21 protein-coding genes are annotated in these 24402 nt (G+C 68.4%); 9 read left to right on the forward strand and 12 right to left on the reverse strand.

Annotation, left to right across the window (positions count from 1 at the left end; genetic code table 11):
- The first annotated feature begins 525 nt into the window (after window positions 1-525).
- On the forward strand, window positions 526-1803 hold the full coding sequence (gene frc, locus FV233_RS11935; RefSeq protein WP_147854566.1) for a formyl-CoA transferase: 1278 nt from the start codon (window positions 526-528) through the stop codon (window positions 1801-1803).
- 120 nt (window positions 1804-1923) lie between these two features.
- Window positions 1924-2856: a methionyl-tRNA formyltransferase gene (locus FV233_RS11940; RefSeq protein ID WP_147897599.1), complete on the forward strand. Its 933-nt coding sequence runs from the start codon at window positions 1924-1926 to the stop codon at window positions 2854-2856.
- Window positions 2857-2877: 21 nt separating this feature from the next.
- Here the strand turns inward: FV233_RS11940 and FV233_RS11945 are convergent, their stop codons facing one another.
- Window positions 2878-3528 carry a class II aldolase/adducin family protein gene (locus tag FV233_RS11945; protein WP_147897600.1) on the reverse strand — a complete coding sequence of 217 codons (651 nt, stop codon included), beginning with the start codon at window positions 3526-3528 and terminating at the stop codon, window positions 2878-2880.
- 93 nt (window positions 3529-3621) lie between these two features.
- Entirely contained in the window at window positions 3622-4899 is a 1278-nt protein-coding gene (gene oxlT, locus FV233_RS11950; RefSeq protein ID WP_147897601.1) for an oxalate/formate MFS antiporter, read from the reverse strand.
- Window positions 4900-5386: 487 nt separating this feature from the next.
- Here oxlT and FV233_RS11955 point away from each other — a divergent pair, with 487 nt between their 5' ends.
- The 4 genes from FV233_RS11955 (at window position 5387) to FV233_RS11965 (ending at window position 8592) form a co-directional block, all read left to right on the forward strand.
- On the forward strand, window positions 5387-6079 hold the full coding sequence (locus FV233_RS11955) for a GntR family transcriptional regulator (protein ID WP_147854562.1): 693 nt from the start codon (window positions 5387-5389) through the stop codon (window positions 6077-6079).
- Between the two features lie 560 nt (window positions 6080-6639).
- Window positions 6640-6792 carry a hypothetical protein gene (locus FV233_RS30285; protein WP_187277696.1) on the forward strand — a complete coding sequence of 51 codons (153 nt, stop codon included), beginning with the start codon at window positions 6640-6642 and terminating at the stop codon, window positions 6790-6792.
- Window positions 6793-6906: 114 nt separating this feature from the next.
- The gene (locus FV233_RS11960; RefSeq protein ID WP_147897602.1) at window positions 6907-7980 is read left to right on the forward strand and encodes an HD-GYP domain-containing protein; all 1074 of its coding nucleotides are present in this window, start codon (window positions 6907-6909) and stop codon (window positions 7978-7980) included.
- Window positions 7981-8097: 117 nt separating this feature from the next.
- Window positions 8098-8592 carry a CAP domain-containing protein gene (locus FV233_RS11965; protein ID WP_147897603.1) on the forward strand — a complete coding sequence of 165 codons (495 nt, stop codon included), beginning with the start codon at window positions 8098-8100 and terminating at the stop codon, window positions 8590-8592.
- A 56-nt stretch (window positions 8593-8648) separates the two neighbouring features.
- Here the strand turns inward: FV233_RS11965 and recJ are convergent, their stop codons facing one another.
- The 9 genes from recJ to FV233_RS12010 all read right to left on the reverse strand — a co-directional run bounded on the left by recJ (window position 8649) and on the right by FV233_RS12010 (window position 18334).
- Complete coding sequence (gene recJ / locus FV233_RS11970; RefSeq protein WP_147897604.1) at window positions 8649-10472, reverse strand: single-stranded-DNA-specific exonuclease RecJ; 1824 nt, start codon at window positions 10470-10472, stop codon at window positions 8649-8651.
- 136 nt (window positions 10473-10608) lie between these two features.
- On the reverse strand, window positions 10609-12006 hold the full coding sequence (locus FV233_RS11975) for an NAD(P)(+) transhydrogenase (Re/Si-specific) subunit beta (protein WP_147855385.1): 1398 nt from the start codon (window positions 12004-12006) through the stop codon (window positions 10609-10611).
- 4 nt (window positions 12007-12010) lie between these two features.
- Window positions 12011-12466, reverse strand: a complete 456-nt coding sequence (locus tag FV233_RS11980; protein WP_147855384.1) for a proton-translocating transhydrogenase family protein — start codon at window positions 12464-12466, stop codon at window positions 12011-12013.
- Between the two features lie 24 nt (window positions 12467-12490).
- Window positions 12491-13720, reverse strand: a complete 1230-nt coding sequence (locus tag FV233_RS11985; protein WP_147855383.1) for a Re/Si-specific NAD(P)(+) transhydrogenase subunit alpha — start codon at window positions 13718-13720, stop codon at window positions 12491-12493.
- A gap of 187 nt (window positions 13721-13907) precedes the next feature.
- Window positions 13908-14201: an aa3-type cytochrome c oxidase subunit IV gene (locus FV233_RS11990; protein WP_147855382.1), complete on the reverse strand. Its 294-nt coding sequence runs from the start codon at window positions 14199-14201 to the stop codon at window positions 13908-13910.
- Between the two features lie 124 nt (window positions 14202-14325).
- On the reverse strand, window positions 14326-15687 hold the full coding sequence (locus FV233_RS11995) for an AarF/ABC1/UbiB kinase family protein (RefSeq protein WP_147855381.1): 1362 nt from the start codon (window positions 15685-15687) through the stop codon (window positions 14326-14328).
- 85 nt (window positions 15688-15772) lie between these two features.
- Entirely contained in the window at window positions 15773-16180 is a 408-nt protein-coding gene (locus tag FV233_RS12000; protein ID WP_147897605.1) for a type II toxin-antitoxin system death-on-curing family toxin, read from the reverse strand.
- A complete protein-coding gene (locus tag FV233_RS12005; RefSeq protein WP_147897606.1) occupies window positions 16177-16401 on the reverse strand; it encodes an AbrB family transcriptional regulator in 225 nt (74 codons plus the stop codon). The genes FV233_RS12000 and FV233_RS12005 overlap by 4 nt, the downstream gene beginning before the upstream one ends.
- A 61-nt stretch (window positions 16402-16462) precedes the next feature.
- Window positions 16463-18334 carry a M3 family oligoendopeptidase gene (locus FV233_RS12010; protein ID WP_147897607.1) on the reverse strand — a complete coding sequence of 624 codons (1872 nt, stop codon included), beginning with the start codon at window positions 18332-18334 and terminating at the stop codon, window positions 16463-16465.
- Between the two features lie 237 nt (window positions 18335-18571).
- On the opposite strand from FV233_RS12010, the gene FV233_RS12015 reads away from it, so the two are divergent.
- The 3 genes from FV233_RS12015 to FV233_RS12025 all read left to right on the forward strand — a co-directional run bounded on the left by FV233_RS12015 (window position 18572) and on the right by FV233_RS12025 (window position 24008).
- Window positions 18572-20056 carry a sigma-54 dependent transcriptional regulator gene (locus FV233_RS12015; protein ID WP_147897608.1) on the forward strand — a complete coding sequence of 495 codons (1485 nt, stop codon included), beginning with the start codon at window positions 18572-18574 and terminating at the stop codon, window positions 20054-20056.
- 243 nt (window positions 20057-20299) lie between these two features.
- Entirely contained in the window at window positions 20300-22303 is a 2004-nt protein-coding gene (locus FV233_RS12020; RefSeq protein WP_147897609.1) for a L,D-transpeptidase family protein, read from the forward strand.
- A 196-nt stretch (window positions 22304-22499) separates the two neighbouring features.
- Window positions 22500-24008 carry a DUF882 domain-containing protein gene (locus FV233_RS12025; protein WP_147897610.1) on the forward strand — a complete coding sequence of 503 codons (1509 nt, stop codon included), beginning with the start codon at window positions 22500-22502 and terminating at the stop codon, window positions 24006-24008.
- A 27-nt stretch (window positions 24009-24035) separates the two neighbouring features.
- Here the strand turns inward: FV233_RS12025 and FV233_RS12030 are convergent, their stop codons facing one another.
- Window positions 24036-24287, reverse strand: coding sequence for a hypothetical protein (locus tag FV233_RS12030; protein ID WP_147855265.1), 252 nt, complete (start codon window positions 24285-24287; stop codon window positions 24036-24038).
- Window positions 24288-24402 lie beyond the last annotated feature (115 nt).

The following is a 24402-nucleotide window of genomic DNA, read 5'->3' on the forward strand; positions in this document are numbered from 1 at the left end:
CCATGAACCTCATCCGCACCGCATCCGACACGGACAGCCTCAAGACCCGCAGAAAAGCCGCCGCTTGGAACCACGACTACCTCAGAGCCATCGTCACTCAGACCGCCTGATCCCCTTCAAGCGATCGTCCTGGATCAGTTCCCCCAGTGCACGTACCCCGCCGCGTTGAGACGCAGAACTCTTGGGCCTATGCTACGGTGATGCCTACAACCTTCGCGAGTGCTTCTTTCTACTCGCCTCCCGCGGATGGCATGTGGTATACAAGTGTGACGGCCCTCTCGACGGGGCCGGCGTGACGGGTCCGCGAATCGACGGGACCGCGCATCGGGAGGGAGTGTCGGCATGTTCCGTCCGAGACGCGAGGACGCGGGTCTCCACGATCGTTACGCAACCGTCTCGACGGCGCGGCGCGCGAGACCTCGCCGCAGCAGCCCGTCACCGTCCGTCGGCGCCCGGCCCATCACGGCCCCGACCTGAGACACCCCCGCCGCTTCCCGAAACCCGATCCGAGATCCGAGACCGACCATGACCAAGGCCCTCGAAGGCGTCCGCATCCTGGACTTCACCCACGTGCAATCCGGCCCGACCTGCACCCAGCTTCTGGCCTGGTTCGGCGCCGACGTGATCAAGGTCGAGCGGCCGGGAGTCGGCGACGCCACCCGCCAGCAGTTGCAGGACATCCCGGATGTGGACAGCCTGTATTTCACGATGCTGAACCACAACAAGCGCTCGCTCACGCTCGACTCCAAGAACCCGAAGGGCAAGGAGGTGCTCTGGCGCCTGATCGAGGAATGCGACGTCCTCGTCGAGAACTTCGCCCCCGGCGCGCTGGCCCGGATGGGTCTGACCTGGGAGAAGATCCACGCGAAGAACCCGCGCATGATCCTGGCATCCGTGAAGGGCTTCGGCCCCGGCCGCTACGAGGATTGCAAGGTCTACGAGAACGTCGCGCAATGCGCCGGCGGCTCGGCCTCCACCACCGGGTTCCGGGACGGCATCCCGATGGTGACCGGCGCCCAGATCGGCGATTCCGGTACCGGCCTGCACCTGGCGTTGGGCATCGTCACGGCGCTCTACCACCGCACCCAGACCGGCCTCGGCCAGAAGGTCGACTGCGCCATGCAGGACGGCGTGCTGAACCTCTGCCGGGTCAAGCTGCGCGACCAGCAGCGCCTCGAGCACGGCCCGCTCAAGGAATACAGCCAGTTCGGCGAAGGCATCCCGTTCGGCGAGGCGACCCCGCGGGCCGGCAACGATTCCGGCGGCGGCCAGCCGGGCCGGATCCTGCGCTGCAAGGGCTGGGAGCAGGACCCGAACGCCTACATCTACGTCATCACCCAGGCGGCGGTCTGGGACCCGATCTGCGACATCATCGGCGAGCCCGACTGGAAGACCGACCCGAACTACGCCTCCCCGAAGGCGCGCCTGCCGCACCTCAACGAGATCTTCACGCGCATCGAAGCCTGGACGATGAAGATGTCCAAGTTCGAGGCCATGGACATCCTGAACGGGCACGACATCCCGTGCGGCCCGATCCTGTCGATGAAGGAGATCGCAGCCGACGAGGCGCTGCGGGCGACCGGCACCATCGTGGAGGTCGATCACCCGACCCGCGGCCGCTACCTCTCGGTCGGCAACCCGATCAAGCTCTCGGCGAGCCCGACCGAGGTCGTGCGCTCGCCGCTCCTGGGTGAGCACACCCAGGAGATCCTGCGCGACGTCCTCAAGTACTCGGAGGAAGAGGTCGGCGAGATCTCCGGCTCCGGCGCCATCGGGGGCGTGCAGAAGATCGCGGCCGAGTGAGGCCGCCAGGCGATCCCGGGCCGAGCGTCCGGGGTCGCCGCCGACCGTCCGCGTAACGTCGTAGTCCATACCCAAAAGATCCCGCCTCGCTTCGGGGCCGGACGACGCCAGGGATCGCCCATGCGCATCGCCGTCATCGGTCAGCAGGACTTCGGCAAAGCCGTCCTGGAGGCGTTCCTGAAGCGCGGGGATACCGTGGCGGGCGTGTTCTGCGCGCCGGAGAAACCCGGTGCCAAGCCCGACGTGCTGAAGACCGCGGCGGAGGAGCACGGGCTGCCGGTGTTCCAGTTCCCCAGCCTGAAGAGCCCGGAGGCCGAGGCGGCGATGCGCGGCCTCGAGGCCGATATCGGCATCATGGCGTACGTGCTGCAATTCGCGCCGCAGAGCTTCGTGACGATCCCGAAGCACGGCACCATCCAGTACCACCCCAGCCTGCTGCCGCGGTATCGCGGCCCGTCCTCGATCAACTGGCCGATCGCCAAGGGCGACCTTCAGACCGGGCTGACGATCTTCCGCCCCACCGACGGCCTCGATGAGGGCCCGGTCATCCTGCAGAAGGTCTGCGAGATCGGCGGGGATGCGACCCTCGGGGACATCTACTTCAACAACTTGTTCCCAATGGGCGTGGACGCCATGCTGGAGGCGGCCGACCTCGTGGCGGCCGGCCAGCATATCGAGATCGACCAGGACGAGGACGCGGCGAGCTACGAGGGTTGGTTCCGCACCGCCGAGGCCGAGATCCGCTGGTCCGCCCATGCCGAGCAGATCTACAACCTGATCCGCGCCGCGAACCCGGCCCCGGGCGCCTGGACCACCCTCGCGGGCAAGAAGCTGCAGATCTTCGACGCGCGCCTGCACCCGGTCCGCCGCCTGGGCGACGTGAAGGGCAAGCCGGGCGAGATCATCGCCGTGGACGACGACGGGTTCAGCGTCTGCGCGCAGGGTGGCCGGATCGAAGTCCGGAAGGTCAAGCCGGAGGACGGCAAGAAGGTCTCGGCCGCCGAGTTCGCCGCATCCGGCGGCATCGCGGTCGGCCAGTTTCTCGGACGCTGACCGCCGGCCGCGACCCGAGCATCAGTCGGCGGCGTTCAGCCCGTAGCCGCGGAAGCGCTCGACGGTGCCGGCGATCTCGTGGTCGGACAGGACGTTCGGAGCCCCGACCTGGAGCGCCACGGCGTATTGCCAGCACAGGGTCTCCAGCTCGACGGCCAGCCATACGGCCTTCTCCAGGCTTCCGCCGGCGGCGATCATGCCGTGGTTTGCCAAGAGGCAGACGTTTCGGCCTTCGAGGGCGGCGAGCGCCAGTTCCGACAGCTCTGCGGTGCCGTAGGGCGCGTAGGGGGCGCAGCGCACGTTCGGTCCGCCGAAGGCCGCGATCATGTAGTGGACCGCCGGGATCTGCCGTCCGCAGAGGGCGAAGGCGGTGCAGTGGATCGGGTGCGCGTGGACAACGGCGCCCACCTCGGGCCGCGCCGCGAGGATATCCCGGTGGAAGCGCCATTCCGAGGACGGCTTGAGCCCCGTCGGGTGGGTCCCGTCGAGCGCCATCGGCACGATGTCGTCCGGGCCCATGCGCGCCGTCGGCACCCCCGAGGGCGTGATCAGCAGGCCGTCGCGGAACCGCACCGAGACGTTCCCCGAGGTGCCCCGGTTCAGGCTCTGCGCGTCGAGATCCCGCGCCGCCGCGACGACACCCTCGCGCGCGATCCGTTCGTCGTTGTCCATGCCCGGTCTCCGGTTGCATCCGGCATCCGGTACGCATGAAGGCCCGGCGCCGTAAAGCGGCGCCGGGCCTTCGAGCTGACGGGCGCGCTGGCGTTACTGAGCCAGCACCGGTGCCAGGTTCGCCTGCGGGGCCTTGGTGTAGGCGGCGCGCATCGGCTTGAGGACGAACAGGGCCAGGAGCGCCGCCAGGATGTTGAGACCGGCCGCCACCAGGAACACCGTGTACCAGCTTCCGGTCATGGTCGTCAGCACGCTGGTATAGGGCACGATCAGGGCCGCGGTGCCTTTGGCCGTGTAGAGCAGGCCGGCATTGGTCGCCGCGTATTTCGACCCGAAGGTGTCGCCGCAGGTCGCCGGGAACAGCGAGTAGATCTCACCCCAGGCGAAGAACACCAGGCCGGTGAGCAGCACGAAGGCGATCGGGTTCTCGCCGAACTGGCTCAGCGCGTAGATGCCCAGGCCCTCGATGGCGAAGGCGATGAACATCGTGTTCTCGCGGCCGATATGGTCCGAGATCCAACCGAAGAACGGTCGCGTCACGCCGTTGAGCACCCGGTCCAGCGTCGCCGCGAAGGTGAGCGCCGGCAGCGTGATTCCGAGCAGCGAGACCGGAACGTCGGCGATCTTGAAGTCCTTGGCGATCGGGCCGAGCTGCGCGGTGGCCATCAGGCCGCCGGCGGCCATCATGACGAACATCGCGTACATCACCCAGAAGATCGGGGTGCGCACCATCTCGCCCGGCTTGAAGTCGCGCTTGGACTGGCTGACCCGGGCGACGTCCGGGACCTGGCCCTTGGCCGGCGAGCGCAGGAACAGGGCGACCAGCATCACGATCAGGCCCTGGCCGATGCCGAAGTAGAAGAACGCGGCCTCGTAGCCCTGGGACTTGATCATCGCCTGGATCGGCACGACGGTCAGTGCCGAACCGGCGCCGAAACCCATCGCGGTGATGCCCGCGGCGAGACCGCGACGGTCCGGGAACCACTTGAGCGAATTGCCGACGCAGGTGCCGTAGACCGCCCCGGCGCCGGTGCCGCCGATCGCGGCCGCGACGTAGAGCATCGTCAGCGTCTCGGCGTAGGAGTTCATCACCCAGGCGATGCCGCAGAGCAGGCCTCCGAACAGGGTGACGATCCGCGGACCGTACTTGTCCACGAACCAGCCTTCGATCGGGACCAGCCAGGTCTCGGTGACGACGAACAGCGTGAACGCGACCTGGATCGCGGCGCGATCCCAGCCGTGACGCTCCTGCATCGGGTTCACGAAGAAGGTCCAGCCGTACTGCATGTTGGCGATCATGCACATGCAGACGACGCCGAATGCGAGCTGCAGCCATCGGCCCGCCCCAACCGGTTTGCGAATCTCGGACATACGCTTCCCTCCTGGCTGGATTTATTATTCTGTATCTGATCCCGGCTGTGTTTATGCCCGGACACGGCCGCCCTTGTCAGAACAAAGCGAACGGCATGCTTTGAAAAATTCTTGACCGACAGACAAACGAAAACTCTGTCGGCATCGTCGCCAACCGTCGCACCCCGTCACCGAATACATGCTGGTGTACGGTATGCCAGAAGGATGGTGCTGGCGGCGGGAGATTCTGTCAATCGATCCTGCACAAAAATACACGAATATGCCGCTGGATTAACGCGGCGCTTCGTTCGTGCGGGACGAATTCGGAATTACCCTTCCGGATATTGCTCCGTGCCGGGGCGGAGGCCGGATCGCATACGGGACCAAGGGTCTGTGGGTCGGCTCGTAATTGACTAGGATCGGGAAAAGGTTTGGGTTAGTTCGTTTTACGAGCGCACGACAGAGAACACGTGCGAGACAATATGGGCATGGACCGGCTGGACGAGGCATGTCGAACTCAGAACCGTTGAGCGTTAAACCGATCGTCGCCAGCTCCAGTCTACGGACCTTGGCTTATGAAGCGCTCAAGACTGCTATAACCAACATGGATATCTACGGGCGGCCCGATGAGGTGCGGCTCGATGAGCGGAAACTGTCGCAGGACCTCGGGGTCAGCCGAACGCCCGTGCGCGAGGCGCTCACCGTGCTGGAGCAGGAGGGCTTCGTCCGGTCCGAGGCCCGTCGCGGCGTGTTCGTCATCAAGAAGAACAAGAGTGAGATCGTCGGCATGATCCACGCCTGGACGGCGCTGGAGAGCATGGCGGCCCGGCTCGCCTGCACCCGTGCCACCGACGCGCAGCTCCGTGCGCTGCGCGAGTCATTCCCGGAATTTTATGAAGGACAGCCGTCCGAGCACATCGACGAGTATTCGGACGCCAACATCCGCTTCCATCAGCGGATCATTGCACTCGGACATTGTGAGCCGATCGCCGAACTCACCAGCAATCTGCTGATGCATGTGCGGGGGATTCGCAGCACCGCGCTGCGGCAGGGCGACCGCGCGCAGCATTCGATCCGCGAGCATGTGGCGATCATCGCCGCGCTGGAGGCTCGAAACGCCGACACGGCCGAACGGCTCGTGCGCGAGCACGGTCTGGGGCTCGCGCAGCACGTCGATACCTACGGTGATTATCTGGACTGAGGATTCGCGACCGGGCGATGAAGCGGGGTCGAATGGTGTCCGCCGTCCATGAGGCTGCTTGACCGGTCATTCCCGTTTTCGCCCTCATCCCAAGGCGACGAAGTGAAGCGGAGGCCTCGAAGGGAACCGTCCAGCCTGCCGCGCGATCCCTGGCGGCCTCCTTCGAGGCTGCTGCGCAGCATCTCAGGATGAGGGGACAGGTTGGGGTCTCCGCCGGTAGAACGTTCATTCGACGGCGATCGTGCGGTCAGACAGGCTCTGAGCAGTCTCTTCGAGCATTGATTATCGAACGCGCGTTCTGGCAGGGCCGATTGCGTCGGATCACACAGCAATCCGATTGCAGTGCAACATACGCCTATTCAACCGGCCCAATTCGGTACCTCGCACGCGGAGCGGCCGACGCCGCGATCGACGTTGAGCGGTGTCTTTCAGCGAGCGATCGCGTCATGCGCTCCTGACATAATTGGCATTCGGTATTTGGAATACCAGTTTGCGCTGCGACATGGCATTTCATGCATCGCACCATCCAGTGTCCAGCCGAGCCGTACCGGAGCCGTCCGATGATCGCCAACTTCCTCGTCGTGTTCACCGCCTTCGCCGCCTGCCAGGCCCTCCTGGCCGTCAAGCTCGCGGACGTGCTGAGCCCGACTTCCGATGCCGGCAAGCCCGCCGCTCAGCAGACCCGCCAGGACGGCGCTGTCAGCCTCGCCTGAACACTGATTTTTCAGCGTCTACACGCCGGGAGACTGCGTAGGGTTAACACTTCGCTCAAAGGTTTCCGTTAGCGTCAACACATCGTTGACCATGCGGACCGGGGAGCAACCGCGTTGGCCCTCGGCATACAAGCGCAGACCACGAACAACCCGTTCGTGCTGTTGATTTCGGATCGCCCGACCGAACGGGCGGCCCTGGAGCGCGCCATCGCGCTGGTCATGGATTGCCGGGCGGTCGCCGCTGGGTCGGCGATTCCGCCGGGGCGCCCGCACCTTATCATCCTGGACCTGCATCCCGCACAGGCCGCGGCGCTCGAGCCGGCGCTGACCCATCGAGGCCGGCCGGTCCCACGCCTGGTCCTGGTCCGCGGCGAGCCGCTCAAGTCCGCGCCGCATCTTCGGCAACTGCCCGCCGCCGCACCGCGCCAGGTCGTGCTGGCCAACGTCTTCGCCATGATCGAGGCGGTGACGCGCTCGGTGGAAACCCGCATGCAGCGCCTCGTCGGCCGGGTCACGGATGCCACCGGGATCGTGGCCGAGCTGTTCGACAGTGCGGCGCTCGGGGCGGGCCTGCAGCGCGCCGATGTCGAGCGCGGGACCGAGCTGGTCCTGGCCGCCGTCTCGGAAGCCGGCATCACGGCCTGGCTCGCCGAAGTCTGGCGCCACGATGTCGGCGTCTACCAGCACACGCTCGGGGTCGCGGGTCACGCCGCCAGCTTCGGCGCGCAGATCGGCTTGAGCCGGATCGATCTCGCCCGCCTCGTGCGATCCGCCCTCCTCCACGACATCGGCAAATCGCGGATCCCTTCGGAAATCCTGAACAAGCCGGGCCATCTCGATCCGGAAGAGTTACGGCTGATGCAGCGCCATCCCGTGATCGGCGCCGACCTGCTGCGGGCACAGGGCGGCTTCGAGGACGAGGTGATCGACGTCGTCCTGCACCATCACGAACGGCTCGACGGCGCCGGCTACCCGGACAGGCTCTCCGGCCGGGCGATCTCCGATCTGGTGCGGATCGTGGCGATCTGCGACGTGTTCTCGGCGCTGACGGAGCGCCGCGCCTACCGGAAGCCGGCCAGCCCCGCCGAGGCGCTGGCGATCATGGTCGATGGGATTGGCCATCTGGATCCCGATCTCCTGCGCGTGTTCGCACCGGTCATGCTCGGGGGTGACGCACTCGCCGCCTGAGGCCCGTGGCCTTGGTGACACGGTCGGCCTATTGCGCCTGCGGGCGCCTTCGAGCGCCGCGCTTTCGCCGCAACCGGTCCCGAGGGAGACGCATCCCTCCCGGAACCGCGATCGACCGTGTCCAAAGCTCTCCTTCCCCTCGCCGCGGCCCTGGCGCTGGCACTTGCTGGCTGCGGCGGCCTGTCTTTCACGCCCGAGCCCAGTGTCGAGAACGTGACCCATACCGCGATCCTCGATGAGGTCGCGGCGGCGGCCGCAATCTCGGCCTATCGGGTCCAGCACGGATTGAGCCCGGTCGTCGTCGATGGCGGCCTGGTGAAGGCGGCCGCGTTCCAGGCCGGCAACAACGCGCGCAACGGCCAGCTCAGCCACGATGTCGGCGGCAGCTTCACGTCGCGGATGGCCTCGGCCGGCCTGGCGAAGTCCTACGCGGCGGAGAATCTCAGCGCCGGCTCGGAGACCTTCGAGCAGGTGCTGGCGCGCTGGAAAGCGAGTTCCGAGCATAACAAGAACATGCTGCTCCCCCAGATCCGCCGGATCGGCATCGCCCGGGTCGATGCGCCCAACACCCGCTACAAGCGGTTCTGGGCCCTGGTGATGGCCGGAAGCTGAGCGTTCGGCGCACCGTCGATTTCCGGAAGCCGGCGGCCAACTTTCGGAACGATGCCTCAGGCGTCGGCCGGAGCCAGATCGACGATCCGCAGCTGCGCCCGCTCGGCACCGCGCCAGCGGTCGCAGGACAGGGTGCCGGCGACGTGCATCTCCTGGCCGATGCTCCGAAGCAGGGCTTGGCCGAGCGGCCGCTCGGCGGCCCGAAAGCAGATCGCGCCGACGGCCTGCCCGTCGCGGCTGCGCAGGCGCGCGCGGACATGCCCGGTGCCGACCACGGCGGCATCGACCAGACGGTGACGGCCGAGCGCGAAGACCGGCTCCGGCGCGCCCTGCCCGAACGGACCGGCGCGCTGGAGCAGCCGCACGGTCTCGGCGGTTGCGCCGCCGGCGCTCAACCCGCCGTCGATCAGCAGGGCGTCGGCGGCCCGTGAGACGGCGACGCTGGCGCCGAGCAACGCGGCGAGATGGGTCTCGAAGCGCGGGATGTCGTCGGCCCGCAGGGTGACGCCCGCCGCCATGGCGTGGCCGCCGCCCTTGCTCGCCAGCCCGGCCTCGACGCAGGCCCGGACGGCCAGGCCGAGATCGGCCCCGGGGATCGAGCGCCCGGAACCGGTGGCGCTGCCGTCGGGCCTGATCGCGAACGCGAAGGCCGGCCGGTTGAAGCGCTCCTTCAGCCGCGCCGCGATCAGCCCGACGATGCCCGGATGCCATGCGGCGTCCCCGGTCACCAGGACGGCGCGTGCCGGATCGAGGGTCAGGGCGCGGTCCATCTCGGCTTCCGCCCCCGCCACCGCATGGGCCTCGATGGCCTGACGCTCGCGGTTGAGACGGTCGAGGTCCGCGGCGATGCGGGCGGCCTCGGCGGGATCCGCGGTGGTGAGCAGGCGCGCCCCCAGCGCCGAATCCCCAATTCGGCCGCCGGCATTGATCCGCGGCCCGAGCACGAAGCCGAGATGCCACGCTTCCGGGGGCTCGCTGAGCGAGGCGGCGTCGAGCAGAGCGGCCAGGCCGGTCCGGCCCCGGTGGCGCATCACCGTCAGCCCCTGGGTCACGAAGGCGCGGTTCAGGCCCACCAGCGGCACGACGTCGGCGACGGTCGCCAGCGCCACGAGGTCGAGGGCATCGGTGAGCGCCGGCTCGGGGCGATGTGGCCCGAAGAAGCCGTCCCGGCGCAGGGCACGGTTCAGGGCGGCGAGGGTCAGGAACACCACACCGGCGGCGCAGAGATGGCCGAGCCCGGAGAGGTCGTCGAGGCGGTTCGGGTTCACCACGGCCCGGGCCGGGGGCAGCACCTCGGCCGCCGCGTGATGGTCCAGGACGATCACGTCGAGGCCAAGCTTCTCGGCCTCCTCCAGCGGGCCGTGGCCGCTGGTGCCGCAATCGACGCAAACCAGTAGCGTCGCCCCCTCGGCTGCGAGCGCGGTGATCGCTGCGACGTTGGGTCCGTAGCCCTCGGTGATCCGGTCGGGAATGTGGATTGGGGCCCGGAGGCCGAGCTGGCGCAGGTAGCCGGCGAGCATCGCGGCGCTGGCCGCGCCGTCGACGTCGTAATCGCCGAACACGGCGACGATCTCCCCGCGCCGGATCGCGCGGACCAGCCGCCGCACGGCCACATCCATGTCGAGAAGCGTATCCGGATCCGGCATCAGGTCGCGCAGGCGCGGCGCCAGATGCCGGGCGGCCTCGTCCGGGGCCACCTGCCGACCGGCCAGGACCCGGGCCAGCAGCTCCGGCAGGCCGTGGGCCTGGACCATCTTGGCGATCTGGTTCTGCACCGCCGGGCCGGCACAGCGCTCCTGCCAGCGCCGTCCGGTCACGGATGCTGAGACGCCCAGGAACGGCGGCGGTTCGGTGATCGGCGAGGCGGTGGCGGCGGACACGGGTTGCACCCTACACCGTGTGGGCCCCGGGCGCGCGGGCGCGACAGCAACAGCGGCCGCGCTCGACCGTGAGCCGGCACGACAAAGGGGCGCGCATCGCTGCCCGCCCCTCGCCGAAACCGAACCCCAGGGTGTCTCAGAACGCCTTGAGGATGTTGTCGACCACCTTCTTGGCGTCGCCGAACAGCATCATGGTGTTGTCGCGGAAGAACACCTCGTTCTCGACACCGGCATAGCCCGAGCCCATGCCGCGCTTGATGAACAGCACCGTCTTGGCCCGCTCCACGTCCAGGATGGGCATGCCGTAGATCGGCGAGGCTTTGTCGGTCTTCGCGGCCGGGTTGGTGACGTCGTTGGCGCCGATCACGAAGGCCACGTCGGCCTGCGGGAACTCGCCGTTGATGTCCTCCAGCTCGAACACCTCGTCGTAGGGCACGTTCGCCTCCGCGAGCAGCACGTTCATGTGGCCCGGCATGCGGCCCGCGACCGGGTGGATGGCGTACTTCACGTCGACGCCCTCCTTCTTCAGCATGTCGGCCATCTCGCGCAGGGAGTGCTGCGCCTGCGCGACCGCCATGCCGTAGCCCGGGACGATGATCACCCGCTCGGCGTTCTTCATGATGTAGGCCGCGTCGTCGGCCGAGCCCTGCTTGACCGGGCGCGTCTCGACCTGACCCGGGCCGGCGGCCGCCGTATCGCCGCCGAAGCCGCCCAGGATGACCGAGATGAACGACCGGTTCATCGCGTGGCACATGATGTACGACAGGATCGCGCCCGAGGAGCCGACCAGCGAGCCGGTGATGATCAGAGCGAGGTTGCCGAGGGTGAAGCCGATGCCGGCCGCCGCCCAACCCGAGTACGAATTGAGCATCGACACGACGACGGGCATGTCGGCGCCGCCGATCGGGATGATGAGCAGGCCGCCCAGGGCGAAGGACAGCAGCACGATCAGCCAGAACACTGCCTTGCTCTCGTTGCCGATGAACAGGGCGATCAGCACCACCAGCGCCACCGCGATGCCGATGTTGATCAGGTGCCGCTGGGGCAGCATGATCGGCTTGCCGGACATCCGCCCGTCGAGCTTGGCGAAGGCGATGACCGAGCCGGTGAAGGTGATCGCACCGATCGCGGCGCCCAGCGCCATCTCGAACAGCGACTGCTTGTGGATGTGGCCGTTCTCGAGGATGCCCACCGCCTGCGGCGCGTAGAGGGTCGCCGCGGCGCCAGCCACGGCAGCCAAGCCGACCAGCGAGTGGAACGCGGCCACGAGTTGCGGCATCGCCGTCATCGGGACGCGCTTGGCGATGACCGCGCCCGCGCCGCCGCCGATGCCGATGCCGAGGATCACGAGGATCCAGGCGCCGAAGCCGGCCGGCGGATGGCCGATCAGCGTGGTCAGCACGGCGAGCGCCATGCCGATCATGCCGTAGAGGTTACCCTGCCGCGACGTGGTCGGGTGCGAGAGCCCCCGCAACGCCATGATGAACAGGACGCCGGCGACGATGTAGAGAAGGGCGGAGACGTTCTGGGACATCGTCTCAGGCCTTCTTCTTGTACATGCCGAGCATGCGCTGGGTCACGAGGAAGCCACCGAAGATATTCACGCTGGCCAGCACGATGCCGATGAAGCCGAAGGCGCGGGCCCAGCCGGTGCCCTTCTCCATAAGCGGCACGCCGGCCGCCAGGAGTGCGCCGACGATGATCACCGACGAGATCGCGTTGGTGACCGACATCAGCGGGGTGTGCAGCGCGGGGGTCACGGACCAGACGACGTAGTAGCCGACGAAGATCGCCAGCACGAAGATGGCGAACTGGAAGATGAAGGGATCGACGGCCCCGCCGGTGGCGGCGCTGATCCCATGGCCCATCCCGGCCGCGATGGCCTGGGCCTGGTCGGCCGCGTTGCGGGCGACATCGGCGGCTGCGCGCGCCGCGTCGGCCAGGACGCGGGTCTGATCAGCGGCCTGATCGGGAGGGACGACAAGGTTTGCCATACTGCTTCTCCTCGCGATCGGTCTTCAGCGGGCGTCGGACGGGGCCGGGGCGGGCTCGGCCTTACCGGTCTCCGACTTGGCCAGACCCACGGCGGCAGCTTCCGAAGCCGGCCCGTCGGTCTTCGCCTGGAACGAGGCGTGGACCACGGAACCGTCACGGGTCAGGTTGGTGGCCTTCACCAGCTCGTCGTCCCAGTTGATCGCCAGCGCCTTCGACTCCTTGTCGATCAGGGTCTCGACGAAGGCGTAGAGGTTGCGCGCGTAGAGGCTCGACGCCGTGGCGGCGAGGCGCCCCGGCACGTTGGTGTGGCCGACGATCTTCACGCCGCGATCGGTCACCACCACCTCACCCGGCTTGGCGCCCGCGACGTTGCCGCCGCGCTCGACCGCGAGATCGATCAGGACCGAGCCAGGCTTCATCGAGGCGACCATCTCCTCGGAGACCAGCTTCGGGGCCGGACGGCCGGGAATCAGCGCCGTGGTGATGACGATGTCCTGCTTGGCGATGTGGCCCTTCACCAGCTCGGCCTGCTTGGCCTGGTAGCCCGCCGACATCTCCTTGGCGTAGCCGCCCGCGGTCTCGGCCTGCTTGAACTCGTCGTCCTCGACCGCGACGAACTTCGCGCCGAGGGACTCGACCTGTTCCTTGGTGGCGGGGCGCACGTCCGTGGCGGTCACCACCGCGCCCAGGCGCCGGGCCGTGGCGATCGCCTGGAGGCCGGCGACGCCGACGCCCATGATGAACACGCGGGCCGCCGGCACGGTGCCGGCCGCCGTCATCATCATCGGCATGGCGCGGCCGTACTCGGCAGCGCCGTCGACGACCGCGCGATAGCCGGCGAGGTTCGCCTGCGAGGAGAGCACGTCCATCACCTGCGCACGGGTGATGCGGGGCATCAGCTCCATGGCGAAGCCCGAGACGCCGGCTTCGGCCATCGCCTTCAGCGCGGGCTCATTGCCGTAGGGATCCATGATCGCGACCACGGTGGCGCCGCGCTTGAGCAGCGACAGCTCCTCTTCGGCCGGCCGCCGGACCTTCAAGACGAGGTCGGCATCCCGTGCCGCGTCGGCGGCGCTGCCGGCGATCTCGGCCCCGGCCGCCTCGTATTCGGAATCCAGGACCCCGGCCTTCTGCCCGGCCCCCGCCTGCACGGTGATGTCGACACCGAGCGCCTTGAACTTTTTGACGGTCTCCGGGACCGCGGCCACCCGCGGCTCCGCAGAGTCCGTCTCGGACAGCACAGCGATGCGCATGCGAGGCTTCCCCTGGATAAGCTTGGCCTCCCGAATGCGCGAACCGGCACGGCTTTTCGAGACGCGAATGAAGATTGCGCTGATGGAATAAGTGGGAATGTAACCCGCGGGCTGCCGACAGGACAGCCGCGCTTCAACGCGTCATCGAACCGCTCGTCCAATCGGGCGCGCGGTTATCTTCGCGCGATCAGGCGAAGGCCAGGTAGAGGAACAGGAGAATCGCCACCACGAGGGGGCCGCGCCAGCCGATCGCGGGGGCAAGCGCCCCGACGGCGCCGGCGGCACCCGACACGATCACGCTGAGGATCGCCAGCAGCCAGGCTTCGCGGATGCCGCCCACGGCGAGGGCCAGCACCCAGCATATCACCACCCCGGTGCCGATCTCGACGAAGCGAACGAAGCCGCGATAGGTCTGCTCGTGGGTGCTTGCGTCCATCGCCGGGCTGTAGGTGTGCCCGCCCACCGTCTCACTCTCGGCCATCGTGCGCTCGTTTCCCTTGGATGCGACTTCTTGTGGTCGCATTGGGATGTAGCTCAAGCGTTTTCCTGCCGCAATCGGACGCACGCAAGTTGATTGCCCCCTCGGTGGACTCCCGAAGGGCCAACTAGGCCGGCATCGGCAATCCGGCCTGGGTCAGGATCTGACTCTGCCGCTGCGCCAGCTCCTCCAGCGAGAAGTGCTCGATCTCGGCCTCGAACAGCTGGTGATAGTTCAGCTCCGAGCGGAGATGGAGGAACACCGCTCCGAGGCCCACGGCGGCGCGGTCCATGAACACGAACTCCTGCGGCACCGTCACCGGGCCCCGCTCCTTTAGAGCCTGGTGCACCTGGAACGCCTGACTCCGGCCGTACTCGCCCGGTTTGACCCCATCGGCCACGGTGCGGGTGCGATCCTCCAGGAGCGGGCCATAAATGAACCGCGCCCAGATGTTCAGGATCTCGATCTTCTCCTTGTCGAGGTTCTTGAAGCCCCAGACCTCGTAGGCGTGGACGATTCGCGCGCCATCGTCCTCCAGCAGGCCCCGATACAGATCGACGACGCCGCCGACGAAGCGGGGATGGAAGATCCGCACGCAGCCGTAATCCAGCAGGTTGATGCCGGCTGCCTCGCCGCCCTCGGAGAAGACCGTGTAGTTGCCGAGATGCGGGTCGCCGTGGATGACGGCCGCACGGCTGAACGGGTGCCACCACGCCTTGAACATCGACTGCGCGATGCGGTTGCGAACCTCGACGGGCTCCTCGGCGAAGCTCAGGATCTTGGCGCCGTCGAGCCAGCTCAGGGTGAGCAGGCGCTTGGTCGACAGGTCCGGATAGACCCGCGGCACACGCACGGCGTCGATATCCTTGAGGACCTCGCCGTAAAGGCTGGCGTGCTTCGCCTCGTGCTCGTAATCCAGTTCCTCGCGGACCCGGGCGCCGATCTCCTTGGCGATCTCGCGGGTATCGAGCCAGCTGTTCATGCGCCGGTGAAGCGCGAAGGCGATCTCGAGCTGCTTCAGGTCGGCCTCCACGGCCGATTGCATGTCGGGATACTGGAGCTTGCAGGCCAGCAATTCGCCATCCGTCGTGGTCGCCCGGTGGACCTGTCCCAGCGAGGCCGCGGCCGCGGGCTTCAGGTCGAAACTGCCGAATCGGCCCTGCCAGCCGATCCCCAGCTCGGATTGCATCCGGCGCTTCACGAATGCGGCGCCCATGGGTGGCGCATCGGCCTGGAGCTTTTGGAGTTCCGCCGCGTATTCGGGCGGCAGCAGGTCGGGAATGGTGGCCAGAAGCTGCGCCACCTTCATGATCGGACCTTTCAACCCGCCGAGAGCCTGCGCCAGGGCCGCTGCGCTGGTCGTCCCCTCCTTGCCGAACAGCCGGGACATCGCCATCCGCGCGGCGACGCCGCCGACATTGGCGCCTACGCTGGCGTAGCGGCCCGCGCGGGCGGAGAAGCGATTGGCTTCGCGGTCGGTCTCGGCCATTGTCCAGGATCTTCCTCGGTGCAGACTTGGACATAAGCCTTCGCCGGCGGCGCACCAGAGCGCCGGGTCGCTGCGCCGCGGCGTCTCAGCCGGCCGGCCAGTTGTCTCGGATCCAACGGGTCAGGCCGAATTCGTCGATCTCGCCCGCCGCGAGGCCGCGTATCATCACCACAGCCTCAGCCTCGTCGGCGATGAAATCGATGTCGTTGAGGCCGAGGAACGTGATGAGCGCCAGAAGGGCAGCCCGCTTGTTGCCGTCGATGAACGGGTGGTTCTTGGCGATACCGAAAGCGTCGGCTGCTGCGAGTTCGGCCAGGTCGATCCGAGCGCCATCCTCGGCATAGGCAATTCGATTGACCGGCCGTCCGAGCGCCGATTCGAGGGCTCCCTCGTCGCGCAGGCCAGGAGGCCCGCCGAACTGCTTCAACTGCAGGGCGTGGAACGTTTTGACGAGTTCGCTCGTGAGCCAAACGATCTCGTGATCGGTGCTCATTTCGCCAGTTCCGCCAGTGCATTCCGGTAGGTCTTCATCGCCTTCTCGGCGATTTTCATGCCCTTCTCGAACGCCGGGTCATAAGGGGAAAGCCGCACCGAGCCGTCTGCATTCTCGGTCACGTAGAGCCAATCGCCCTGCGCGAGATTCAGCTTTCCGAGAAAATCCTTGGGCAGGATCAGGCCCGTGGAGTTGCCGACGCGCTTCACCTCGAGCTTCATGACCAACCTCCGCGATGTTATACGCAATGTATAACATCGCGGAGGCGTGCCTGGAAGTGGTTCAGGCCCCCACCTCCATCCCTTCCAGCTCGACGATCATCCCCTCGATCATCCCGAGCCCGATCTGCCAGAAACCCGGGTCCCGGGCGTCCAGGCCGAACGGTGCGAGCAACTCGCCGTAAGGCTTCGAGCCGCCGGCCGCGAGCAGCGCGAAGTAGCGGTCCACGAAACCGGATTCGGCCTTCGCGTAAACTCCGTAGAGGGAGTTCACGAGGCAGTCGCCGAACGCGTAGGCGTAGACGTAGAACGGCGAGTGGATGAAGTGGGGGATGTAGGCCCAGAACGGCTCGTAGCCCGCATCCAGGGTGATGGCGGGCCCCAGCGATTCCGCCTGGACCGAGAGCCAGAGGGCGTTGATCTGGTCGCTGGTCAACTCGCCCTTGGCGCGGGCGAGGTGGACCTTCCGCTCGAACGAATAGAACGCGATCTGGCGCACGACCGTGTTGATCATGTCCTCGACCTTCGCGGCGAGCATGGCCCGGCGCTGCGTCGTGTCGGTGGTCGCCGCCAGCAGCTTGCGGAAGGTCAGCATCTCGCCGAACACGCTGGCCGTCTCGGCGAGCGTCAGGGGCGTCGGCGCCATCAGGGCGCCGTTCGGACCGGCCAGCACCTGGTGGACGCCGTGGCCGAGTTCGTGGGCGAGCGTCATCACATCCCGCGGTTTCCCCTGATAGTTCACGAGGACGTAGGGGTGGACCGAAGGGACGGTCGGGTGCGCGAAGGCGCCCGGCGCCTTGCCGGGCCGCGTCGGCGCGTCGATCCAGCGCTCGTCGAAGAACCGCTTCGCGATCCCGGCCATCTTCGGCGAGAACGCGTCGTAGGCCGACAGAACGGTGTCGCGGGCCTCCGTCCAGGGAATCGTGCGCTGCTCGACCCTCGGGAGCGGCGCGTTGCGGTCCCAGTAGGGCAGCGCATCCTGGCCGAACCACTTGGCCTTCAGCCGGTAGTAGCGCTGCGAGAGCCGCGGATAGGCCGCCTGCACGGCATCGACCAGGGCGGCCACCACCTCGGGCTCGACCCGGTTGGCGAGATGGCGCGCGTCGGCGACGTCCTTGAACCCGCGCCAGCGGTCGGAGATCTCCTTGTCCTTGGCGAGCGTGTTGGTAATCAGCGTGAACACGCGGAGATTGCCGCGCAGGACTTCACTGATCGCGCCCGCAGCCTCGCGGCGCACGGCGCCGTCCGGATCCTGCAGCTTGTTGAGCGTCGGCTCGAGCGGCATCTGCTCGCCCTGGACGGTGAAGCGCAGGGCCGCGATCGTCTCATTGAAGAGCCGGTCCCAGGCGGCGTTGGCCGTGACCGACTTCTCCAGGAACAGCTTCTCGGTGCGGTCGTCGAGCTGGTGCGGCTTCTCGCGCCGCAGATCCTCGATCCAGGGCGCGTAATGCGCCAGCGGTCCCTGGGACATCGCGGCATCCATCACCGCATCGTCGACCCGGTTCAGCTCGAGGGCGAAGAACAGCAGGTCGGCCGAGGCATCGGTCAGGCGCTCGCGGGTGTCTCCGTAGAACTTGGCCCGCGCCTCGTCGGTCGTGTCCCCGGAATAGATCAGGCCGGCGAACGACATCAGCTTGCCGAGCAGATCCTCGATGCCCTCGTAGGCCTTGACCGCCTCGGCGAGGCGGTCGGACGCGTTCTCCGCTGCGGCCAGCTCGGCGATCCGGCCGGCATAGCGGTCTGAAAATCCGCGGCACATCTCCTCGGCCCGGGCCATGTCGGCTGCGAATTCCGGGGCCTCGAGGCCGGAATAGAGGTCCGACAGATCCCATTCCGGAAGATGGCCGAGGTCGACGGCCTTGGCGGCGGCGCGTGCGGCGCTCACGCCCTCGGGCAGACGGACGTTCACCGGCGAAGCGGTGGTGCTCGGCATCATGTCTCGCGATCCTGTTGGGGGGCTCATCCTCGTACCGTGATATCGAGCGCGCGGCCACGCGTTCAACGGCACCGGCCGCCCCGACGCTGTGACGACCGAATGCAAACGTCGTTAAGCGCCACTTTACGTCTCTCCGGCACCCTACGGTTCGAAACGAAACAGTCGCCGACTCAGGCGGTGCGGTGCGGGCCTGTCCCGAGCCGTCTCCGGGCCTGACGCGCCGCGCAGGGAGCCGCCATGTCCACCACCGTTCTCATCGTGGACGACGACCCGGTTCAGCGGCGCCTTGCCGAGGCGGCGGTGCGCCGGTTCGGGTTCAACGCACGCGTCGTGGAGACCGGCGCCGACGCGCTGACCGTGCTGAAGACCGAAGGGGCCGACGTGGTCCTCCTCGACCTGGTGATGCCGGGTCTCGACGGGCTCGGCGTGCTCGCCGAGATGCGCAGCAGCGGGCTCGACACGCCCGTCATCGTGCAGACCTCGAACGGCTCGATCGACGCCGTGGTCAACGCCATGCGGGCGGGCGCCGTCGACTTCGTGGTCAAGCCCGCCGGGGCCGAGCGGCTTCAGGTCTCGATCAAGAACGCCCTGCGGGTGGACGTGCTGGAGGAGGAGGTGCGCCGGATGCGTCGCCGCGCCTCCGGGGCGCTGACCTTCAAGGACCTGACGTCCAAGAGCCCCGACATGGAGCGGGTCATCCGCCTCGCCGAGCGCGCGGCCAAATCCAACATCCCGGTGCTGATCGAGGGCGAGTCCGGCGTCGGCAAGGAAGTGCTCGCCCGGGCGATCCAAGGGTCGGGCGACCGGCGCGGCAAGGCGTTCGTCACCGTCAATTGCGGTGCCATCCCGGAAAACCTCGTCGAGTCGACCTTGTTCGGCCACGAGAAGGGCGCCTTCACGGGCGCCACCGAAAAGCATGCCGGCAAGTTCGTCGAGGCCTCCGGGGGGACCCTGTTCCTCGATGAGATCGGCGAACTGCCCCTGGACGCGCAGGTCAAGCTGCTGCGCGCGCTTCAGGAAGGCGAGGTCGATCCGGTCGGCGGCAAGCGCTCCGTACGGGTCGACATCCGCCTGGTCTCAGCCACGAACCGCTCGCTGCTCGACCTCGTGAAGCAGGGCAAGTTCCGCGAGGACCTCTATTACCGCCTCAACGTCTTCCCGATGACGCTGCCGCCCCTGCGCGCCCGCCGCGAGGACATCCCGGATCTGGTGCGCTCGTTCTGTGCCCGGTTCTCGGCGGAAGAGGGCAAGCGGGTCCGGGCGATCACCCCGGAGGCGATGGCGCTGCTCACCCGCTATCCCTGGCCGGGCAACGTCCGCCAGTTGGAGAACGCCCTGTTCCGCGCCGTGGTGCTCGCCGATTACGACGAGTTGACCGTGGCCGAGTTCCCGCAGATCGCCGCCCAGGTCGAAGGGTTCGACGTCCGCATCCCGGCGGCGCCCACCCAGCCGCAGATGCCGGCCTACGCCCCCGAGCCGGTGCGCGAGATCGTCAGGGTCGAGGTCCGCGACCCGCATGCCATGTCGCTGGTCACCGAGGAGACCGGCGAGATGAAGACCATGGATGTGCTGGAGGCCGAGATCATCCGCTTCGCGCTGCAATTTTATCGGCAGCGCATGTCCGAAGTGTCCCGCCGCCTCGGAATTGGCCGATCCACCCTCTACCGCAAGCTGAAGGACCTTGGTCTGGAAGGCGACGAGAAGGCCGAGGACGCCGCCTAGCCAGGGCGGGGTGCGCTAGCGCACCGGGCGTTTCCTAGAGCGCCGGCCTGACGAACGACTTCGCGGCTCTGTCGAGCCCACAGGACCGACCAAACGACAACACATCGTTTGCCATTCCGATAAGATGTTTCGGCGCAAGAACTGAAGACTAGACGACGAAGACTGCAGTTGCTCAACGCCACGCTTGAGCGGATAATCACAATCTGAGCGTGCGGCCATGCCGCCGCGTCCCGGGAGATCACGATGCGCGTCCCGCGCTCCAGCCTCGTCGCGCTGGCCGCCCTACTGACCGGATCGCTGGCCTCGGCCGGCGCGCTCGGCGCCGAGACCGCCACGCTCGACCCGGCGGTCCTCGGCACGCCCGCGCACCCGGCCGAGCCCGCGCAAGCGGCCCCGACCGGGTCCGATCCGGTCTCGACCGCCCTGCCCGACTACAAGCCCGAGGCGCCGAAACCCGAGCCGGCTCCGGCGCCGGTCGTGACGGCACCCGTCGCGCCGGCCGATCCGCTCGGCGCCGCGATCTTCGCGCGGTTCGCCGACACCCCGCCGCTGCTGCTTCGCCTCACCGGCAAGGACCGTGACGCGATGCGCGCGTTCTACGAGGCACGGGCCTACAAGCCGCTCTGGATCGCCGACGGCGGCTGGACCGAGGCTGCCAAATCGGTCTCTGCGCGCCTTGCCGCGGCTGCCGAGGACGGGCTCGACGCCCGGGCCTACACGGTCCCGAACCTTGCCGGAACGCCTGACGCGAAGGCGGTGGCCGACGCCGATCTCCGCCTCTCGGCGGCGGCTCTGCTGTACGCCAAGGACGCCCGGGGCGGCCGCATCAACCTGGCTTCCATCTCCCGCCTCATCACCCCGCAGCTCGATCTGCCCGATGCCGGTGCGGTCCTGACAAAGCTGTCCGAGGCAGGCGCCAACCCTGGCGAGGCCCTCCAGGCCTACAATCCCTCGACGACCGGCTACCAGGCGCTGAAGACACGGCTTGCCACCCTGCGCGGACCGGCCCCGACCGCCGTCACGCCGTTGCGCCTGCCCCCGGGTCCGGCCCTGAAGACCGGCATGCGCGATCCGCGGGTGCCGCTGCTGCGCGCGCATTTCGGGCTCGAGACGCGCCCGGCCGGGACGCTCGACCGCGCGCCCGGCGAGCCGGAGGATTACGACGCGACGGTGGCCGACGCGGTGGCGAAGTTCCAGCGCGGCCGCGGCCTGCCAGGCAACGGCGTGCTGAACGTCCAGACCGTCCTGGCACTCGCCGATGCCGGCCGGCCGGCGCGCGCGAGCGGCAGCGAGGCCGAGCTGATCGTCAACATGGAACGCTGGCGCTGGCTGCCCGGCGACCTCGGCCCCGACTACATCCTGGTCAACATCCCGGAGTACCGCCTGCGCGCCTATCGCGGCGGTAGCCTGCGCGACGAGGCCCGCGTGATCGTGGGCAAGCCGGAATCGCGCACGCCGCTGTTCTCCGGATTGATGGAATACGCGGTGGTGAATCCGTCGTGGTACGTGCCGCCCTCGATCCTGAAGACCATGGCGCCCAAGCTCGCCGGCTACGGCGGCAAGACATGGGGCGGCTACGAGGTGGTCCGCCGCGGCGGCCACGTCTCGCTGCGTCAGCCGCCGGGCGAGCGCAACGCGCTCGGCTTCATCAAGTTCATGTTCCCGAACCAGCACGCGGTCTACCTGCACGACACGCCGAACCGGTCGTTGTTCTCCGCGGCCAAGCGCGATTTCAGCCATGGCTGCGTCCGCGTCGACGACCCCTTCCGCCTGGCCGACGCCGTGCTGCCGGACTGGTCCGAGGCGCGGCTCAAGAAGCTGATCGGCAAGGGCGAGCGCACGATCCGGCTGCCCGCGAAGCTGCCGGTGCATCTGGCCTACTTCACAGCCTACGTGGACGACGGCGGCACGTTCCGCACCCTCCCCGATCTCTACGGGTACGACGCGCCGATGCGCGCCGCGCTCGGCTTGCCCGGCGGCGGCGGACCGGCGATCGCCAAGCTCCCGGAGGAGAAGGCGCGCCGGAAGCCCGAGGCCGCACCCGTGGCCCAGGCCCATCCGGCGCCCCGCCGCGAAGCCGCGCGCCCCCGGCGTTACGCCGACCCGGAGCCGAGCGCGCGTTACGACGAGTACGACTCGCCGCGGCGGCACGTTCGCCGGTCGGCCCGCGCCGACGGGGCGCCGGAATACGGTGAACCCGGCCTGTGGACGCCGGCACCGGCGCCGGTGTCGCGCGGTTGGTGGTAGTTCGACCACCGGGATTCGACCTCAACTCTCAGGTGCGCGGCCACACAGCCGGGCACGATTTCGCCACGGTCCAGCCTTAGCCGTTTCCCTCGCAGACTCAGGCGAAGGGGAGCGCTGTCGGCCGTCATGGGCCGATCGCTGCGACCGGACATCCGCCGGGCACCCTTTGCGGGTTCGGGAGAGGATCAGGACCACCGTGCCGAGCCTTCGCAGAACCGCCCGACACCTCGTCCTCGCCCTGTGCGGCACGGCCCTCGGCTTGATCGCCGGAACGGTCGAGACCGAGAACGCGGTGGCCAACGGCGATACCCGCACGCTCACGATCTACCACACGCATACCAAGGAGAGCGCGACCATCACGTTCAAGCGCGATGGCCGGTACGACCGCGCGGCCCTGGAGCAGATGAACTGGCTCCTGCGCGATTGGCGCGTCAACGAGCCGATCAAGATGGACCCGCGCCTGTTCGACACGGTCTGGGAGGCCTACCGGCAGGTCGGCGCGACCCAGCCGATCCACGTCGTCTCGGCCTATCGCTCGCCCGGCACCAACGCGATGCTGCGCCGCCGCTCCCGGATGGTCGCCGAGTTCAGCCAGCACATGCTCGGCAAGGCGATGGACTTCTACCTGCCCGAAGTCTCGATCGACCGGATCCGCGAAGTCGGGCTGCAGATGCAGCGCGGCGGCGTCGGCTGGTATCCGCATGCCGGCACGCCCTTCGTCCATCTCGACGTCGGCTCCGTGCGGATGTGGCCGCGCATGACCCACGACCAGCTCGCCCGGCTGTTCCCGGACGGCAAGACCGTCCACCTTGCGAGCGACAACCGCCCGTTCCCGCGCTACGAGGAGGCGAAGGCCGAGATCCTGTCGCGCGGCGGCACCGTCGCCGGCCTCACCACCCAGATGGCGAGCGGCGAGGAGGAGGACGGGCCCGGCCTGTTCGGCTTCCTGGCAAGCCTGTTCGGCGGCGGATCCTCCACACCCGAGCCCGCCGCGGCCCCGCCGCCGGCGCCCGTCGCGAAGAGAGGCCGCCAGGCGCCCGTCGTCGCGGTCGCCAGCGCCGATCCGCAGGATCCGGTCGGCACCCGCGCCGCCCTGGCCTACGCCGCGCCGACGGCGGACGACACGCTTCGCAGCACGCTGACCCGCCAGGATCAGACGAGGACCGACGTCAATCCGCCGGTCGATGCACGGGCCCTGCTCACCGTGGAGAAGCCGTCTACGGGCGCCGACGAGGCCGTGGCGGGGATTCTCGCACCCCTGCCGCCGCGCCGGCCCTCCGGGTTCGCCGTCGTGGCGGCGGCCGCCATCACCATGCCGTTGCCGCCGCCGCGTCCTGTCCAGTTCGCCTCGATCGCGGGCGGCATGGCCAACCTGTCGGCTCCGACCGCAACGCGGGCTCTGACCAAGGATACTGCCGTCGAGCCGGCACCGCGGCGCCCCCTGGTGGCGGCCGATGCAGACGCGAAGGCGCAGTTGCGCTCCCTGTTCGAGGCGGCGTCCACCGGTCCGGTCACCGCGCCGGCAAGCCGCAACGCCCCGGTTCGCGTTGCCGCCACGCGTCTACGCGAGGCCGCGCCGGATGCAGTCGTGGCGGCAAGGCCGGGACCGGTGGCGACCAAATTCAGCGCGAAGAGCCCCGGCGACGAACTCACGGCGGCGCGGTTCACCGGCTCGGCTACGCGCACGACGGCCGGAACGCGCTGAGACCGGGATGGGTGGGAAAGCCTGCGCTCAGCGCAACGGCTTGGAGAGGTTGATCGCCAGGGCGGAGACCAGGGTCGCGGCGTAGCCGTCGTCCTGCGTGTCGGCGATACGCTCGGCCTCGCCGCCGCTATTGGCCGCGACCGACATCATCAGCATCACGGCGGTGGTGATCGCCCCGAGGCCGGCGACCGTCGCGACGTAGGCCCGCACGGCCGCCCGCGGGACGGGAGCCGCCTGGCCGGCGTCGACGTAGAGCGAAGGTGGGCTGCGGGGAATCATGGCTGGTGATTCTGGCGCCTGACACTGGGCCCGGCACGGAGCGATGTGCACCTCGCGCGACCGGCCGGATCAATTAGTAAACGTGCCGTTCTAGGCCCGGTTCAACAGCCGCAAA

Source organism: Methylobacterium sp. WL7 (assembly GCF_008040085.1).
GTDB lineage: Bacteria > Pseudomonadota > Alphaproteobacteria > Rhizobiales > Beijerinckiaceae > Methylobacterium > Methylobacterium mesophilicum.